Below are 15,534 nucleotides of genomic sequence, written 5' to 3' on the forward strand. Positions count from 1 at the left end.
CGGAAGCCCGCCGGGCCGTCCCGGGAAATCATCCCGGAGACAGCCTGGAGAGCTCCCGTCATTGGGAACCAGCCATATCCTCGCGCCAGTATTTATACCTTTGCCGTCAGCGTCTTTGCCGTCACACCGGGCTGCATGCCAAGCTTGCCAGAGAGCGCGCTGGCCACCTCTCCCGGCGCGTCCATCACCACACTGATGATAGACACATTTCTCTGGCGGTAGGGAATGCCCATCCTGCCCACGATGTACTGTCTGTACTCGTGGAGCAGGTCATTCACCGCCGCAGCGGCCTCCTCGTCCCTGACAATGATGCTGACCACCACTACTTTACTCTCCATCCTGCATCTCCTCCACGATCTGCTGCGCAAATGCGTCCAGCTCTGTCTCTCTGCCATTCTGAAGAGTTGACTTGATGGAAATCTTTGTGTCCAAAAGGGAGATATTCTTCATCTCCTCCAGCTTTGCTGTGATCAGTCGCCCGGAAGCAGCTGCCCAGGTACCATTTTCCATAAGGGCCACTGTCCGGTTCTGTACGGAAAGCGCCTTCATATCCTCCAGAAGGTCTGCCATCGGAGGATAGATACCTCCGTTGTACGTGGAGCATGCCAGCACCACGTGGCTGCACCGGAAGATCTCAGAGATAAGCTCTGACACATGTGTCCGGGACACATCGTACATTTTTATATCTTTTACGCCCTTTTCAGTCAGGCGGGCAGCCAGTGCGTCCGCCGCATTTTCCGTATTTCCGTAGATCGATCCGTACACGATCACAACAGCCTTGTTCTCCGGCTCATACCGGCTCCACTTGTCATACTTGTCAATGAACCATTCCAGATCCTTTCTCCACACCGGTCCGTGGAGAGGGCAGATCATCTGAATATCCAGAGTTGCCGCCTTCTTAAGAAGGGCCTGCACCTGGACACCATATTTCCCTACAATATTGGCGTAATATCTTCTGGCATCCGGCAGCCACTCCCGCTCAAAGTCCACCTCGTCGCTGAAGAGTTTTCCGTTCAGGGCGCCAAATGTACCGAAGGCGTCTGCCGCAAAAAGGATCTTGTCCTTCTCATCGTAGGTGACCATGACTTCCGGCCAGTGCACCATAGGAGCCATGAGAAAATGAAGAGTGTGGGATCCGGTCGTTAATGTGTCGCCCTCTTTCACAGCCATCATACGCTCCCCGGCGTCAAAAACGCTGACATCATAAAACTGGCCGATCATCTGGAGAGCCTTGACACTGCCCACCACCTTAGCCTGAGGATACGCCCTCATAATATCAACAATGGTGCCGCAGTGATCCGGCTCCATGTGCTGTACGATCAGGTAGTCGAGAGAACGTCCCTTCAGCGCGTAAGCCACATTTTCAAGAAACTGCTGTGACATGCCGCTGTCAACTGTATCCATCAGCACGGTCTTCTCATCCAGGATCACATAAGAATTGTAGGAGACTCCGCGGGGGATGGGGAACAGGTTCTCAAAAAGAGCCAGTCTTCTGTCATTGCAGCCTGCCCATACAACATCGTCCGTTACTTTTCTTGTAATCTGCATATACTAAACCTCCTGTTTATCTATCCGCTTTTTGCCTTCCTATTATAACATACTTATTCTTCCGTGTATGCTGAATTTTTTGCGGATTTTTCGCAACATGGCGGCAATTTATACAAAAAAGACAGGTCTTATGAAACCTGTCCTTTGTCTTCCTTCTCTTTCCCGAAAGTCAGCTCCATCCTGGTACCCTTTCCAAGACTGCTGTCCACATGGATCGTTGCATTGTGGAGAAGCGCTCCGTGTTTGACAATGGAAAGTCCAAGCCCGGTGCCGCCTGTTTCCTTGGAGTGGCTCTTATCCACTCTGTAAAAGCGCTCAAAGATCCGCTCCTGCTGATCCTCGGGTATGCCGATCCCGGTGTCCGTGACGATCACTTTCACGCCCTTCAGAGTCCTGCCCACCCAGACGTCTACCTTGCCGCCCAGCTTATTGTATTTGATGGCGTTCTCACAGATATTGTAGATCATCTCATTGAGAACCTGGCGGATTCCCACGACGCTGACAGGCTCCCCGGAGACCTCCACATGCACGCTGTGCTTCTCCGCCTTGTGGGCAAGCCTTGAACACACTTCCCGCGTAAGGGAATACAGATCCACCTCTTCTTTTTCCACTTCCACGCCGCCTTCATCCAGCTTGGAAAGCCGTATGATATCTTCGATGAGCACAATAAGGCGGCTGGCCTCATTGTAGATCCTCTCAGAAAATCCACGCACGTCCTCGGGTTTTACAAGCCCGTTCATCATGATCTCCGCGTATCCGGAAATGGACGTGAGAGGCGTCTTCAGCTCATGGGAGACATTGGCTGAAAACTCTTTTCTCATATTTGCGATTGCTTCTTTTTCCTTGTTCTGCTTATCCATACTTTCTAACAACGGTGTCAGTTCCTCATAAACATCATTTTCCAGCGGATGTTCCAGATCCAGTTTGTTGATAGGTTCTATCAGTTTTGATACCTGCCACTTTGAAAGCAGCCAGGCAAAAAGGATCATCAGCGCCGCAATCCCCGCCAGTACAGGAAGAATCTGCATAGCCGATCCGAGAGCACTGGCCATTGTCTTTGACACGCGCAGAACCGTTCCATCGGAAAGCTGTTTTGCATAGTAGAACATTTCCTGCTTTATTGTGTCAGACCTCCGGATATCCTGCCCTTCCCCGCTGCCAAATGCTTCCCTTACCTCAGGACGGTTTGCATGATTTTCCATTTCATCCTGCCCGTCTCCGGAGTCATAGAGAACTTTGCCGTCCCTGTCAATCCACGTCACCCTTGTACTTCTTCTCACTTCATCCATTTCATCCAGATAGCCCGTACCAGCTATCTCTATAGCTTTACAGATGTAATCCGCCTCCTGCTTCATCTCGTCTTCCATTGCGGCGACATTCTGCCGATAGACCACAAGAGTCAGAAGTGCAAATGTCACAAGCAGAGTCGTTGTAATGACCAGGGTCATGCTTCGCTGTATTTTCTGCCTCATAGTATCTCCTATTCACTCATACGGTAGCCGACTCCGCGGACAGTCTGGATCTGCTCTCCCGCATCTCCCAGCTTCTGTCTCAGAGTCCGGACATGGACATCCACCGTCCGTGTCTCCCCGTCAAAATCATACCCCCAGATATCTTCAAGGAGCTGGTCCCTTGTCAGAACAATATCCGGGTTTTTCATCATTCGCTTTAACAGCTCGAATTCTTTTAAAGTCAGCGTGACAACCCTGCCATCCGCCTGGACTTCATGTTTTTTCACATCCATGACAATATGCCCAAGTGCGATCTTGTCATCGATCTTTACGGAATTTTTGCTGCTTCTTCGCAGAACTGCCTTGATCCTTGAGATCAGCTCCATCATACCGAAAGGTTTCGTGACATAATCGTCAGCTCCCAGATCCAGTCCCATGACCTTGTCGTACTCCGTACCTTTTGCAGTCATCATGATCACAGGGATATCCTGCGTCTTCACCGATGCCTTAAGCTGTCTGAGAAGAGAAATACCATCCTCTCCGGGGAGCATGATATCAAGAAGAATAAGCTCTGGCGTCTCCAGCGCCAGAGCCTCAAGAAAACTGCTCCCATCCTCAAAGCCACGGGCCTTGAATCCTGTTGTCTCTAATGTATATATGACCAGTTCGCGGATGTTGTTGTCATCCTCTACACAAAAAATCATCAGTTTTCTCCCTTGTTACGCATTATGCCTCAACAGCCTGCGTTCCTTTGTGAACACCGGTGATGGAAAATTCCACCCACTCGGCGATATTGGTGGCATGATCGCCGATACGCTCCAGATACTTGGCGATCATGATCAGATCAACGCCCTGCTCTCCTCTGTTTCCCTCTGCGATCAGGTTGATGATACTTCTGCGGATATCGTCGAAAAGCCCGTCAATGTTATCGTCAGCTTCCATAACTTTTCTTGCAAGCTCAAGATCGCGCTCCACGTAGGCAGTCACGCTGTCATTTACCATCCTTGCCACACCTGCGGACATCTCCTCGATCTTCTTGACATCTCCCGCCTCGGACATGCCTGCGGATATAATGATCTCGGCAATGTCGGCTGTCTGGTCGCCGATACGCTCCATATCCGTGATCATCTTAAGAGCTGCGGAAATCTGGCGCAGATCCCTGGCCACCGGCTGCTGCTGAAGAAGAAGCTTCAGGCAGAGACGCTCAATATCCTTCTCCATCTGATCGATCTCCTCATCTGCGGCCATGACTTTCTTTGCCTGTTCCAGGTTTCCCTCCACAAGGGCCTTTGTCACCCGGTTGATGGCCAGTTCGCAGAGCTCTCCCATACGTGTCAGTTGTTCGTTGAGCAGCTCAAGCTGCATATCAAATTTATTACGCATATCCTAACCAAACCTCCCTGTGATATAATCTTCTGTTCTCTTGTCTGAGGGGATGGAGAACAGTTTCTCTGTATCATTGTACTCAACGACCTCACCCAGCAGGAAAAATGCTGTATTGTCAGACACACGCACGGCCTGCTGCATGTTGTGTGTGACCATGACAATAGTATAGTCCTTTTTCAGCTCCATCGCAAGGTCTTCGATCTTGGAGGTGGAGATGGGGTCCAGGGCGGATGTGGGCTCATCCATGAGGAGCACCTCAGGCTCCACAGCCAGGGCTCTGGCGATACACAGCCTCTGCTGCTGTCCGCCGGACATGCCAAGGGCGCTGGTCTTGAGACGGTCCTTGCACTCATCCCAGATTGCTGCGTTCCGCAGGGATTTCTCCACGATGTCATCCAGCTTTGACTTGGAGTGCACGCCGTGGGTCCTGGGACCGTAGGCGATGTTGTCGTAAATGCTCATGGGGAAGGGATTGGGCTTCTGGAACACCATTCCCACACGCTTTCTCAGCAGATTGACATCCATCCCTTTGAAGATGTTCTGTCCGTCCAGCTCGATGCTCCCTTCGATCCGGCAGCCCTCCACCAGGTCGTTCATGCGGTTGATAGATTTTAACAGGGTAGATTTCCCGCATCCGGAAGGTCCGATAAAAGCGGTAATCTTATTGGCTTCTATTTCAAGATTTACATTTTTCAGAGCCTTGAAGTCACTGTAGTACAAGTCAAGGTTCTTAATACTTATCTTCGACATTTCCTTTACCTTTCCTATGCTTTAGTCAGTTTTCTTGCGATCACGCTTGACAGCGCGTTGATGCCTACAACGAGGACGAGCAGGATGACTGCCGTCGCGTACGCCTGGTCCATGTAGAGACCTTCACTGGACAGATTGTACATGTGCACAGCCAGTGTACGTCCGGAACCGAACACGCTGGTGGGCACCTGTGCCACTGTACCGGCAGTGTAGATCAGAGCGGCTGTCTCGCCTACGATACGTCCGATGGCCAGGATGATACCTGCCAGGATACCGGGAATAGCAGACGGAAGCACGATGCGGAACACGGTCCGCAGCTTACCTGCCCCCAGCCCGAAGCTTCCCTCACGGTAGGAGTCCGGAACTGCCTTTAACGCCTCCTCCGTGGTCCTCATGATAAGCGGAAGGATCATGATGGACAGTGTAAACGCACCGGCCAGGAGTGAGAAGCCCCACCCCAGCGTGTTTACGAAGAAGAGCATACCAAACAGGCCGTACACGATGGAGGGAATACCGGAAAGTGTTTCTGTTGTAAGACGTATGACCTCCACGAACTTGTTGCCCTTGCCGGCATATTCCACAAGGAAGATAGCGGAAAAGATACCAAAGGGGATGGCAATGATCAGGGAGAGCAGCGTCATGATCACTGTGTTGATGAGGGCCGGCACTACCGACGCGTTCTCAGAGGAATATTCCAGCGAGAACAGGGACGGGGTGATGTGGGGCAGCCCGTTTACAAGGATGTATACGATCAGGAAGATCAGCACCGCAAAGGTAATGACCGCCGCGAGCATAACAAGAAGGAATACCACGAAGGAGCCCGGATGCTTCAGATAGGTATTGAACTTATCTTTTATTGTCATTTTGTTACTCATGGTCCGCCCCCCTCTTAAGTAATGCCACGCTGAAGTTGATGATCAGGATGAACACAAAGAGCACAACGCCTGTAGCGATCAGCGCTTCTCTGTGCAGCCCTGTAGCATAGCCCATCTCCAGGACGATGTTTCCTGTCAGGGTACGGATACCCTGGAGGATGCTGGCTGTCAGACGGGGCTGGTTGCCCACGATCATGATGACCGCCATGGTCTCGCCGATAGCCCGGCCGATGCCCAGGACAATGCCTGCGATCACACCTGATTTTGCCGCCGGGATGATGACCCGGAAGATACTTCTCTCCTTTGTCGCTCCCAGAGCGAGAGAGCCCTCATAGTAGTGGGCGGGCACCGCTCTCATGGCGCTCTCTGTTGTGCCGATGATGGTCGGGAGGATCATCATGCCGAGGATAAGGGAGGTAGTCAGGATGCTGTTTCCGTCTCCCGCACGGTCCACCAGTCCCAGGCTCTTTAATGTCCGTCCGAACTCGCGGATGAGCGGCACAACAACCACCAGGCCGAAGAAGCCGTACACAACGGACGGGATGCCTGCCAGCAGCTCCGTGGCAGCCTTCAGCGGTTTATAGATCTGCTTCGGACAGTACATAGCCATGAAGACAGAGGTGAGTATACCGATGGGCACACCGAAGATGATGGCCCCCGCTGTCACATAGAGACTTCCGATGATCATCGGGAAGATGCCGAACAGCTCATTGTTCGGGCGCCAGATATCACCCGTAATAAACTTTACAAATCCGATTTCACCAATTGCAGGGATACCATTTGCAAAAAGAAAGATACAAATGAGTGCTACCGCCAGCACCGAAGCGCAGGCGGCAACTAAGAACACTCCCTGCATGAATTTTTCAGTCCATGCTTTAGATTTCATTTTTTACTTTTTCCTCTTATCTTATAGTAGGATTACTCAGCAATCTCATCCCAGGAGAATACTTCGCCTGTGTAGATCTGTTTTACCTGGTCAGATGTCATCTCGTCTGTCGGGTTGTTGTTGTTTACGATGACTGCAATACCGTCTGTAGCGATCACGGTCGGTGTAAGCTCAGCAGCCTCATCCTCCTTCAGCTCTCTGGATGCCATACCGATGTCGTAGCTTCCCTCGATAGTGGATGTCATACCTGTTGTGGAGTCAGATGTCTGGAGCTCGATGTTAGCGTTGGGGTTCACTTCTTTGTAAGCCTCTACCAGCTTCTCCATCAGAGGAGATACAGAAGAGGAACCACCTACTACACAGTCGCCTGCCGGCGCTGTTCCTGCATATGCCTCAACGTCTGCCACCGGGATGTAACCCTCGTCAGATACAACCTGCTGTCCCTCTGTGCTCATGATGAAGCTCATGAAGTCTGCGGCAACCTCGTTTGTGCTGTCAGGCTTTACTGCTACATTAAAAGGTCTGGATACCTTGTAGGATCCGTTCTCGATGTTCTCTGCTGTGGCCTCTGCTCCGTCAATGGAGAGAGCCTTTACGCTGTCGTCCAGAGAGCCAAGAGAGATGTATCCGATCGCGTACTCGTTCTCAGCAACTGTTGTCATCATAACGGAGGTGTTGTTTGTGATCTGAGCGTCTGCTGTTGTCATGTCAACATCCTCGCCGTCTACCTCCTCAACAACGCCGAACAGCTCTGTGAAGGCGCCTCTTGTACCGGACCCGTCCTCACGGGATACGATGGTGATATCGTTGGAGGCATCCCACTCACTTGCTGTGTCTGTGCTGCCGCTGTCTGAGGATGTGTCATCAGATGAGCTGCCGCATCCTGCGAGCATGCCTGTCATCATTCCTGCTACTGCCAATACTGCCATAAACTTTTTCATTTTCATGGTTTTGATCTCCTTTTGTTTTCCTGCGAAATTTTGTTATGTATTTTCTTGACAGTAGCTATCTTATAAGAGCAATGTTAAATCTGAAATCACCCGAATGTTAAATCTACGTAAAATCCTGAAGACTTGTAGAAATCTTACTGCCAAAAAAATACCCTTCCCACATAGGGCACACCTGGTGTCCCCATATGGAAAGGATATCCATTTTTCTGCAAATTACACATTTTCATCTGTTTTAGATGCCCGGCATCCCCGACAGGTCAGAGTCTCTTCTCAAAGTTTCCATCCACCGCGCATCCCTCTGTAAATATCATGAAGGCATGGGGGTCGATACTGTGCACGATCTGCTTGATCTGCCCCATCTCATATTTGGATATCATGACAAACAGGATGTAGGAGGTCTTGTTTGTGTAGGCACCCTCCCCGTCCCAGTTGGTGACGCCCCGGCCGAGCTGTTCCATGATGGCCCGGGAAATGCCCGTCTTTTTTGTAAAGATCATAACGCTCATGTTAATATTCTGCACATGGACACGGTCAATGGCAATAGACAGGATGGTCGTGTAGATGAGCGAGTAGATGACGATCTCTATGTTGAACATGAACAGACAGATCGCGTAGACGAGCACGTTCATCATGATATTGACCCTGCCCACACTAAAGCCGGGGTATTTCTTTGTGCAGCACAGGCCGATGATGTCCTGTCCGCCGCCGGAGCTGCGCCCCCTGAGGATCAGGCCGGTACCGGTACCCGCCACGATGCCGCCGATGATGCAGGAGGTGAGGTAATCGTCTACCAGGGGGGCTGCCGGAATGGGCACGATGGTCAGGAACACACTCTGGATGCCTACGGTCACCAGCGTCTTCACCGCAAAGCCCTTCCCCAGGACCCGGTAGCCCATGTAAAAGAGGGGGATGTTCATGATAAAGTAGATGATACCAGACAGGTCCACCCCCGCCGGCACCGGTACGTGTATCACCTGGACAATGAAGGTCCGGATCAACTGGGCGATACCCATGAAGCCCCCGTTGTAGAGTCCCAGGGGCGTGATCAGCACGTTGACGCCGAAGGCGAACAGAAAACTGCCTCCCACCGCATACACCACCTGGATCACGGCCTCTCTTTTTTTTGCGTCTGTCATTTTCTCTCTCATTCCCTTTTTTCCTCCTGTATCTTCATACTCGTCCGCCGTGCGGTCATCCCCCCGCACGCTTCCTCCCGCTTTAGAAAAAGGACCTAAGCTTCTGCTTAAGTCCCTGACTGCTGTTCTTCCAGACACGCCTGTATCGCCTCGTTCAGCGACAGCATCTTCTCGTCCAGTGTGGAGACCATCTCCGCACATTCCCGGAGATCGCGGCTGATATATTCCGGCGCGTTTCCCTCGAATTTATAATAAATCTTGTGCTCAAGACTGGCCCAGAAATCCATCGCGATGGTCCGGATCTGGATCTCCACCTTCGTGTCCACCACGCTGTCCGAGAGGAAGATGGGGACGGACACCAGCATGTGGTAGCTCTTGTACCCGCTGGGCTTTGGATTTTTGATGTAGTCCTTGATGGAGAGCACCTTCAGGTCGCTCTGATTGCCGATCATCTCAGCCAGCTTGTAGATGTCTGACGTAAATGAGCAGATCAGGCGGACCCCCGCGATGTCATTGACATACTTTACCATATTCTCAATGGATGTCTCGTATCCGTACCTTTTCAGCTTCTTGACAATGCTCTCCGCTGTCTTGATCCTGGTCTTGATATGTTCGATGGGATTGTATTGATGGACATGCTGGAATTCATCATTGAGGATCTCCAGCTTTGTCCCTACCTCCTTCAGCGCTGAAGAATAGAGGAACATGATCGTCTTCCAGCTGTCTACATCCTCATAAATCTTAAGTGGTGTTTCCATAGCTGCTATCTGTACTCCTTACTATGCCGCAGGCTGTATGTATATCCTTTTTATCTCCTGCAGCAGACTGCTTACATAATAGTATATCACAATCCGGAAACAATGTCATAGACTTCAAACTTATTTAAGAAAGTAGTTATATTCGCTCCATACAGGGAGACGGCTTAAAATTCTATCCCCTCCCTGGCGCTCCTCCCCTCATCGTAGGGGTGCTTCACCTTCCGCATCTCTGTGGCGTAATTGGCCATCTGCATCAGCTCGTCCGACACGTGATGTCCTGTCATGACAACCTCCAGCCCCCTGGGCTTGTGCTGCAGGAAGTGGATCAGCTTCTCTTCGCTCAGGAGCCCCAGGTCCGCCGCACAGACTGCCTCGTCCAGGATCAGCACGTCAAAATTGATGCAGAATTTAGCGATCTCATCCAGTGCCTTTGTGTTGTAATGTCTGTATTCCGCCTTCTCTTCCCTGTTCATCTGGTTGTAGAACTTCACGTGGCGTTTTCCCGGCAGACAGGTCACATTGGGAATCTGCTCCAGGATCTTTCTCTCGTTTGAAGTATTATTTTTCATAAACTGGAAGACAAGGACCTTCAGCCCGCTGCCCGCCGCCCGGATTGCCTGGCCCATAGCCGCTGTCGTCTTCCCTTTTCCATCTCCGTAATAAATGTGTATCAGTCCGGTACCTTTCATTCCTATACCCCCTTGCTGCTTCATATGTATTCCCTTATCTTCTCTTCCAGACACTCTGTAAGCTATTTTAAAATCTATCGCCCCCGAAGTCAAGACACGATCTCCACCTGGCACATGCCCATGGTCTGAAGAGCCGCCTCGTGGCTGGCAGGTGTGACCCCCGCACAGCTCATCGATGATCTCCCAGACTCCCGTCCACAAAATCCCTCTGCATATCCACCACGATCAAAAGCTTTTTCATGTTTATCACACCTCTTTCCTATCTTTAATAGATACACTATCCCCGGGAAATTTGCAAGTGCCACAGCCGGATATTCCCGTTTTAGATTTTCTTCACATTTTTTAGAACTTAATAATCATATCTTCATTTTTTCTTTAGATGAGTGTCACAGATTGGACATATTTCCCCTATATACTAAAACCATCAGATAAATGAAGCTGACGGGGGTACACAGATATCGGTTCTTGGATTTCCGACAGCTTCGCCTAAAGACATTAAGTTATATTTAGATAGATTTACCTTTTTTCTCTTATTTCCTTTTTTCTGAGGCAGCCGGAAGCGGCTGCCTCTTCCTTTTGTCCCATCCCGGTGCTATAATGGTTAGACAAACACCTCAGAAAGGATGGCACACATGTTTCGTTTATGGGCAAAAGAATTTAAAGGGGGGCGGATGGTGAGAGATACGGTAGTCTGCGATGGCGGCGACGACACACGCACCCACAAGATCTTCCGGGCGCTGGATGAGATATGCTATGACTTTGACCTCAGCAAGCCCATCTGGCTGGACTCCACTGTCACTGAGTTCAAGAGACACAGCAAGACCCGGTTTTATCAGGATAATTTCGTGGACTCCATCGATTTTGACTATCTGGAGATCCAGGTAATAGAAGAAGACTGATCCCAAGAGGGACCAGTCTTCTTTTTAGTCTCACCCGTTCTGTATGGCCGCAAGAGGGCTCAGCCTCATGGCCCGCAGGGCGGGGATATATCCCGCGCCCATCCCCACCAGCATGGAAAATCCCACTGCCGCCAGGACCAGCCAGGGAGGAATGAAGGATATCCCTCCTCCCACACCCATGATGTTCTTTGTGGCTGTCAGGGCATTGATGACAGTGGACACCGCAAAGCTCAGCACGCAGCCCGCCGCGCCTCCCATCAGCCCGATGAAGGCCGCCTCCAGAAGAAACATCTGGCGGATATTTTTCAGGCTGCAGCCCAGCACCTTGATAACGCCGATCTCCTTTGTCCTCTCGTAGATGGACATCATCATGGTGTTGGCGATGCCGATAGCCGCCACCAGAAGAGAGACCGCGCCGATCCCTCCCAGCACTGCCTGGATGATCGCAAGCTGGCTTTTCATGCTCTTCATGAACTCAGCGTTTGTCTCCGCGTTGTATCCCATCTGGCGGATGGCCGCCGCCACGCTGTCCGCCTGGTGGATATCGTCCACCCGCACGAGAGCCTGGCTGTAGCAGAACTCCCTGTAGGGCTTTCCGGACTTTGTGACCGGCTGTCCCGGCAGGGCACGGCCTGCAAATTCCTTTTTCAGCGCCTGCTTCAGCGTGTCCAGGTCACAGTACACACTGGAGAAATGTTCGCCGTAATCCTCCTGACCGCCCGCTACCACTCCGCTTGCCTGCACCGCATATTTTCGCACAGACTTCCCGGTTCCCGTGGCAGCGCCGCTCTCCCCGGAGCTGCTCCCAGGAGCCGGCGATGCGGCTCCGGACGCAGTCTCACCGGAGAAGCCGGCCGGGGACATACCACCTTCCCGGCTCTGGCTGTAGCCGCTCTCGTCCAGGACGAGGAACAGGGTGTCATGTGCCAGATCTATATCCGGCAGCCGTGCGTATTCGTCATAGGTCCCGCCGCCCCTGCTGTCCGCAAAGGAGGAGAGGACACCGTTTCCGTAGACAAGCTCCAGCTTCCCCCTGCCGCTCTCCGGCAGGCGCCCGCCGGGGGCCAGCTTTATGTTCCTGCTCTCCAGCCCCTCCGGCGTCATGCCGGTGAGCTGGACTGTCGCCTCATATCCGCCCTTCAGCAGAACAGCTGACACGGTATAGACCGGCTGCACGCTTTTTACATGCTCAATCCCCGCGAGCTGGGACACAAGCTGGTCTGTCACCTGCTTACGCTCCTGTCCTTTCTTGCCGCCCGCGCTCCCCTCCGGGGAGCCCGGCCCGGCTTCCTTCCCGGTGACAGTGATCGTGTTCAGTCCCCCTGTCTCCTCGATCTGCCGGTACATCGCTTTCTGCATGCCCAGCCCGAGAGAGAACATGACCACAATAGAGGTGGTGCCGATGATGACTCCCAGCACTGTCAGGAAGGTCCGGAGCTTTCTCTTCAGCAGACTGCTGCTACTCATCCTCAGAAGGTCCATCCAGCTCATACAGCACCTCCTCTTCCGCTGCCCTCTTCTTTCTCTTCCATATCACTGCCGCCGTCGTTCCGGCTGCGGCTGCAAGGACCGCTGCCGCCACGGGCACGAAGGGGAAAGAGGGGGCCGGCTTCATATCCGCTTCCTCCCACTCTGTGGTCTCCACGGCCTCCGCGACCTCCAGCTGCAGCTCCTTTTCCGCTTTCGATATCTTGCCCGCCTCGTCCTCATAGGTTACAGTCATCTTTACCTTCTCCGGGCCCTTTGTCTTCTTCTCGCCCTCCAGCATGGCGTCTATGGCAGCGCTTGCCCCCGGCTCCACACTGCCCACAAAGAGCTCCTCCTTCTTGATGCCCTTCCCTTCAAACAATACCTTTACATTATAGAGCTTCACCCGCCCCATGTTGTAGAGGCTGCAGGATACGTTGGACTCCTCGCCGGGACTGATGACCGTCGGCGTCACCTCAAAATCACTGAACTCGAACCTCGCCTCCTGTCTGACCGGGATGGAAATGCTGGACTGGGCTTCGATCTGAGCTGCGTTCTGGTCCTCATATTTCATCGCAAGGTTTATGCTGTAGGGCTTCTGCACCAGGTCGGCCTTGGCGTTCAGCTGTATGGAAATATCCGCCGTTCCTCCTGCCCCGATCTGGTCCAGATAGAGGGAGCTGGCACCTGACGCAGGCAGGAAGGCCGGCGCCGTGGTCTGCTCATCCCGCCCTTCCGTGGGCGCTGCCAGCTCAAAGAGCAGATTGCTTACCCTGGAGGCTTTGGACGTGTTTTTCAGATGGATCGTCAGCTTAAAGTCAGTCCCAGCTTTTACCTCTCCCGGGTCTGTGTCAAATCCGGTGACGATCACCCGGGGCACCGTGCCTGACGAAGCCTGCCCGCCGCCTGTCACAGGGCCGTTCTCAAAGCTCCCTGCCAGGGCCGCCATGGAGCCGCCCTCTGTCTGTACCTCTCTGGCCGCCGTCCAGCCCGCAGGGCCGTCCTGAGCGCCGCCGGCTCCCTGCCAGGACTCCCCGGCGCCTCCCTGAGGCTTTGAACCGTCAGGCTCCTTCCCGCTCTCGTTTGCAGTAACATTTACGTAGAAGGAGCTGCTGCCGCCGATGTCCTCCCCACCGGACCCTGTGGCGGACACGTCGAAGACCACCCTATACCGCCCCGGAGCGGCATCCCCTCTGGCTGTAAATCCGAAGGAGGCCTGCCATGTCTCCCCCGGGGCCATGCTTTCTTTTCCCTCCTCATAGCTCTGGTAATCTGTCGCAAAGGGCCACTGTCCTTCCTCGCCCTCCAGCCTGGGCACTGCTTTTATGTTTTTCAGCTCATCCGGTCCGTTGTTCTTCACCTCCAGGACAAAGGTCTTTGTCTCTCCCTGCTCGTACGCGGGAACCCTGTTCTCCGGAACAGATACCTGTATCCTGGCGGCCGCAGCCCTGGACTCTCCCTGGGGCATCAGCGCCATCCCAAACACAACTGCTGCCACAGCTCCCGCTGTGATCCTCTTAAACCATTTCTTCATCTTCTGTACTCTCCTTTTTCTTTACTTCAATACTCACTATCTTCCCGTCAATGACTTTGATGATCCGATCCGCCCAGGACGCAAGCTGGGGGTCGTGGGTGACCATTACGAGGGTGCAGCCCTGCTCCTTTACCACCTTCTGCATCAGGGCCATGATCTCCCTGGACGTGCGGGAGTCCAGGTTTCCCGTAGGCTCGTCCGCAAAGATGATCTCCGGATCTGACACGAGAGCCCGGGCCACGCCCACTCTCTGCTGCTGTCCCCCCGACATCTGATTGGGGAAATGCTTTCTGTATTTTCCAAGCTTGACCCTCTCCAGCATCAGGCGGGCCTTCGCTGTCCTCTCGCTTCTCTTCACACCCCGGAAGTTCAGGGGAAGCGCCACATTTTCCTCCGCGTCCATGGAAGCGATGAGCTGGTAGGCCTGGAAGATAAAGCCCACCCGGCGCCTGCGGAAGCTGACAAGCTGCTCCTCGTTCATCCGCTCCAGATGGTGTCCGCTGATGACCACCTCCCCTTTTGTGGGCTTTTCAAGACCCGCCAGCATATTCAGGAGCGTGGACTTCCCCGACCCGGATGTACCTACAATGGCACAGAACTCGCCCTTTTTGATCTCAAAATCCACGCCGTCCAGGGCCCGCACCGTCTCCTCGCCCAGGTAGTACAGCTTGTACAGGTTTTTTACTTGTATCACGCTCTGCACGTTCAACCCTCCTTTTATCTTTGTTCGTCCTCCCATATCCCGGTCAGAGATGAGTGCACGACAAAGTGAGGGTATCATATAAATCCTAAGGCTTTGCTGGCAATTTATTTAAGATTTTATGAAGATAAATGAATATCATTTTCAATCATTTCTTCATCTTCGGCTCAAACACGAGGGAGGCCATGTATCCGAAGATGAGGGCGGCCGAGATGCCGGCGGCGCTGGCTTTGAAGCCTCCCAGGAAAATGCCGATAAATCCCTCCTCTTCTACCGCCTCCTTCACCCCGTTCCACAGAGTGTTCCCAAAGCCAAGCAGAGGGACAGAGGCCCCTCCCCCGGCGAACTCTGCGAAGGGCTGGTAGATCCCCAGGAATCCCAGCACCGCGCCGGTGCACACCAGAAGGACCATGACTCTCCCAGGCATGAGTTTTGTGCGGTCCAGCAGGATCTGAACGAGAGCGCAGATGGCGCCTCCCACCCAGAATGCATTGATATATTCCAT

17 protein-coding genes are annotated in these 15,534 nt (G+C 53.0%); 1 reads left to right on the forward strand and 16 read right to left on the reverse strand.

Going from position 1 to position 15,534, the window contains the following annotated elements; genetic code table 11:
* Positions 1-92 precede the first annotated feature (92 nt).
* From INF30_RS03955 to INF30_RS04010, 12 genes are all read right to left on the reverse strand, one after another.
* Entirely contained in the window at positions 93-338 is a 246-nt protein-coding gene (locus INF30_RS03955) for a TM1266 family iron-only hydrogenase system putative regulator (RefSeq protein WP_087175344.1), read from the reverse strand.
* Positions 328-1,548, reverse strand: coding sequence for an FprA family A-type flavoprotein (locus INF30_RS03960; RefSeq protein ID WP_226394308.1), 1,221 nt, complete (start codon positions 1,546-1,548; stop codon positions 328-330). Before INF30_RS03960 ends, INF30_RS03955 begins: the two co-directional genes overlap by 11 nt.
* A 128-nt stretch (positions 1,549-1,676) precedes the next feature.
* Entirely contained in the window at positions 1,677-3,020 is a 1,344-nt protein-coding gene (locus INF30_RS03965; protein WP_076776202.1) for a sensor histidine kinase, read from the reverse strand.
* Between the two features lie 8 nt (positions 3,021-3,028).
* Positions 3,029-3,703 (reverse strand): winged helix-turn-helix domain-containing protein, encoded by a 675-nt coding sequence (locus tag INF30_RS03970; RefSeq protein WP_076776200.1) that lies wholly within the window; start codon positions 3,701-3,703, stop codon positions 3,029-3,031.
* 22 nt (positions 3,704-3,725) lie between these two features.
* Positions 3,726-4,382 (reverse strand): phosphate signaling complex protein PhoU, encoded by a 657-nt coding sequence (gene phoU, locus INF30_RS03975; protein ID WP_226394309.1) that lies wholly within the window; start codon positions 4,380-4,382, stop codon positions 3,726-3,728.
* Positions 4,383-4,385: 3 nt separating this feature from the next.
* Positions 4,386-5,135: a phosphate ABC transporter ATP-binding protein PstB gene (gene pstB / locus INF30_RS03980; RefSeq protein ID WP_226394310.1), complete on the reverse strand. Its 750-nt coding sequence runs from the start codon at positions 5,133-5,135 to the stop codon at positions 4,386-4,388.
* 14 nt (positions 5,136-5,149) lie between these two features.
* A complete protein-coding gene (gene pstA, locus INF30_RS03985; protein ID WP_033125695.1) occupies positions 5,150-6,010 on the reverse strand; it encodes a phosphate ABC transporter permease PstA in 861 nt (286 codons plus the stop codon).
* Complete coding sequence (gene pstC / locus INF30_RS03990) at positions 6,003-6,896, reverse strand: phosphate ABC transporter permease subunit PstC (RefSeq protein ID WP_076776194.1); 894 nt, start codon at positions 6,894-6,896, stop codon at positions 6,003-6,005. Before pstC ends, pstA begins: the two co-directional genes overlap by 8 nt.
* A 32-nt stretch (positions 6,897-6,928) precedes the next feature.
* On the reverse strand, positions 6,929-7,843 hold the full coding sequence (locus tag INF30_RS03995; RefSeq protein ID WP_076776192.1) for a substrate-binding domain-containing protein: 915 nt from the start codon (positions 7,841-7,843) through the stop codon (positions 6,929-6,931).
* A gap of 260 nt (positions 7,844-8,103) precedes the next feature.
* Positions 8,104-9,120 (reverse strand): YitT family protein, encoded by a 1,017-nt coding sequence (locus INF30_RS04000; RefSeq protein WP_330601235.1) that lies wholly within the window; start codon positions 9,118-9,120, stop codon positions 8,104-8,106.
* A complete protein-coding gene (locus INF30_RS04005; RefSeq protein ID WP_076776190.1) occupies positions 9,090-9,740 on the reverse strand; it encodes a GTP pyrophosphokinase in 651 nt (216 codons plus the stop codon). The genes INF30_RS04000 and INF30_RS04005 overlap by 31 nt, the downstream gene beginning before the upstream one ends.
* Positions 9,741-9,904: 164 nt before the next feature.
* Positions 9,905-10,429, reverse strand: coding sequence for a cob(I)yrinic acid a,c-diamide adenosyltransferase (locus INF30_RS04010; RefSeq protein ID WP_076776188.1), 525 nt, complete (start codon positions 10,427-10,429; stop codon positions 9,905-9,907).
* Positions 10,430-11,061: 632 nt separating this feature from the next.
* On the opposite strand from INF30_RS04010, the gene INF30_RS04015 reads away from it, so the two are divergent.
* Entirely contained in the window at positions 11,062-11,328 is a 267-nt protein-coding gene (locus INF30_RS04015; protein ID WP_087174284.1) for a hypothetical protein, read from the forward strand.
* A 30-nt stretch (positions 11,329-11,358) separates the two neighbouring features.
* Here the strand turns inward: INF30_RS04015 and INF30_RS04020 are convergent, their stop codons facing one another.
* The 4 genes from INF30_RS04020 to spoVAE form a co-directional block, all read right to left on the reverse strand.
* Entirely contained in the window at positions 11,359-12,819 is a 1,461-nt protein-coding gene (locus tag INF30_RS04020; protein WP_226394311.1) for an ABC transporter permease, read from the reverse strand.
* Positions 12,788-14,329: a COG1361 S-layer family protein gene (locus INF30_RS04025; protein WP_226394312.1), complete on the reverse strand. Its 1,542-nt coding sequence runs from the start codon at positions 14,327-14,329 to the stop codon at positions 12,788-12,790. The genes INF30_RS04020 and INF30_RS04025 overlap by 32 nt, the downstream gene beginning before the upstream one ends.
* Positions 14,313-15,032: an ABC transporter ATP-binding protein gene (locus INF30_RS04030; protein ID WP_087174281.1), complete on the reverse strand. Its 720-nt coding sequence runs from the start codon at positions 15,030-15,032 to the stop codon at positions 14,313-14,315. Before INF30_RS04030 ends, INF30_RS04025 begins: the two co-directional genes overlap by 17 nt.
* A gap of 145 nt (positions 15,033-15,177) precedes the next feature.
* Positions 15,178-15,534, reverse strand: coding sequence for a stage V sporulation protein AE (gene spoVAE, locus INF30_RS04035; RefSeq protein WP_226394313.1), 357 nt, complete (start codon positions 15,532-15,534; stop codon positions 15,178-15,180).

Origin of the sequence: Claveliimonas monacensis (assembly GCF_014982975.1) — a bacterium.
Taxonomy (GTDB): Bacteria; Bacillota; Clostridia; order Lachnospirales; family Lachnospiraceae; genus Claveliimonas; species Claveliimonas monacensis.

What these genes read in the sequence shown, in the direction of transcription:
- pstA (WP_033125695.1), bottom strand. Translation starts at nt 6,010, where the DNA reads ATGAGTAACAAAATGACAATAAAAGATAAGTTCAATACCTATCTGAAG.
- INF30_RS04005 (WP_076776190.1), bottom strand. Translation starts at nt 9,740, where the DNA reads ATGGAAACACCACTTAAGATTTATGAGGATGTAGACAGCTGGAAGACG.
- INF30_RS03955 (WP_087175344.1), bottom strand. Translation starts at nt 338, where the DNA reads ATGGAGAGTAAAGTAGTGGTGGTCAGCATCATTGTCAGGGACGAGGAG.
- INF30_RS03960 (WP_226394308.1), bottom strand. Translation starts at nt 1,548, where the DNA reads ATGCAGATTACAAGAAAAGTAACGGACGATGTTGTATGGGCAGGCTGC.
- phoU (WP_226394309.1), bottom strand. Translation starts at nt 4,382, where the DNA reads ATGCGTAATAAATTTGATATGCAGCTTGAGCTGCTCAACGAACAACTG.
- INF30_RS03965 (WP_076776202.1), bottom strand. Translation starts at nt 3,020, where the DNA reads ATGAGGCAGAAAATACAGCGAAGCATGACCCTGGTCATTACAACGACT.
- spoVAE (WP_226394313.1), bottom strand. Translation starts at nt 15,534, where the DNA reads ATGGAATATATCAATGCATTCTGGGTGGGAGGCGCCATCTGCGCTCTC.
- INF30_RS04025 (WP_226394312.1), bottom strand. Translation starts at nt 14,329, where the DNA reads ATGAAGAAATGGTTTAAGAGGATCACAGCGGGAGCTGTGGCAGCAGTT.
- INF30_RS03970 (WP_076776200.1), bottom strand. Translation starts at nt 3,703, where the DNA reads ATGATTTTTTGTGTAGAGGATGACAACAACATCCGCGAACTGGTCATA.
- pstC (WP_076776194.1), bottom strand. Translation starts at nt 6,896, where the DNA reads ATGAAATCTAAAGCATGGACTGAAAAATTCATGCAGGGAGTGTTCTTA.
- INF30_RS04020 (WP_226394311.1), bottom strand. Translation starts at nt 12,819, where the DNA reads ATGAGCTGGATGGACCTTCTGAGGATGAGTAGCAGCAGTCTGCTGAAG.
- INF30_RS04015 (WP_087174284.1), top strand. Translation starts at nt 11,062, where the DNA reads ATGTTTCGTTTATGGGCAAAAGAATTTAAAGGGGGGCGGATGGTGAGA.
- pstB (WP_226394310.1), bottom strand. Translation starts at nt 5,135, where the DNA reads ATGTCGAAGATAAGTATTAAGAACCTTGACTTGTACTACAGTGACTTC.
- INF30_RS04010 (WP_076776188.1), bottom strand. Translation starts at nt 10,429, where the DNA reads ATGAAAGGTACCGGACTGATACACATTTATTACGGAGATGGAAAAGGG.
- INF30_RS03995 (WP_076776192.1), bottom strand. Translation starts at nt 7,843, where the DNA reads ATGAAAATGAAAAAGTTTATGGCAGTATTGGCAGTAGCAGGAATGATG.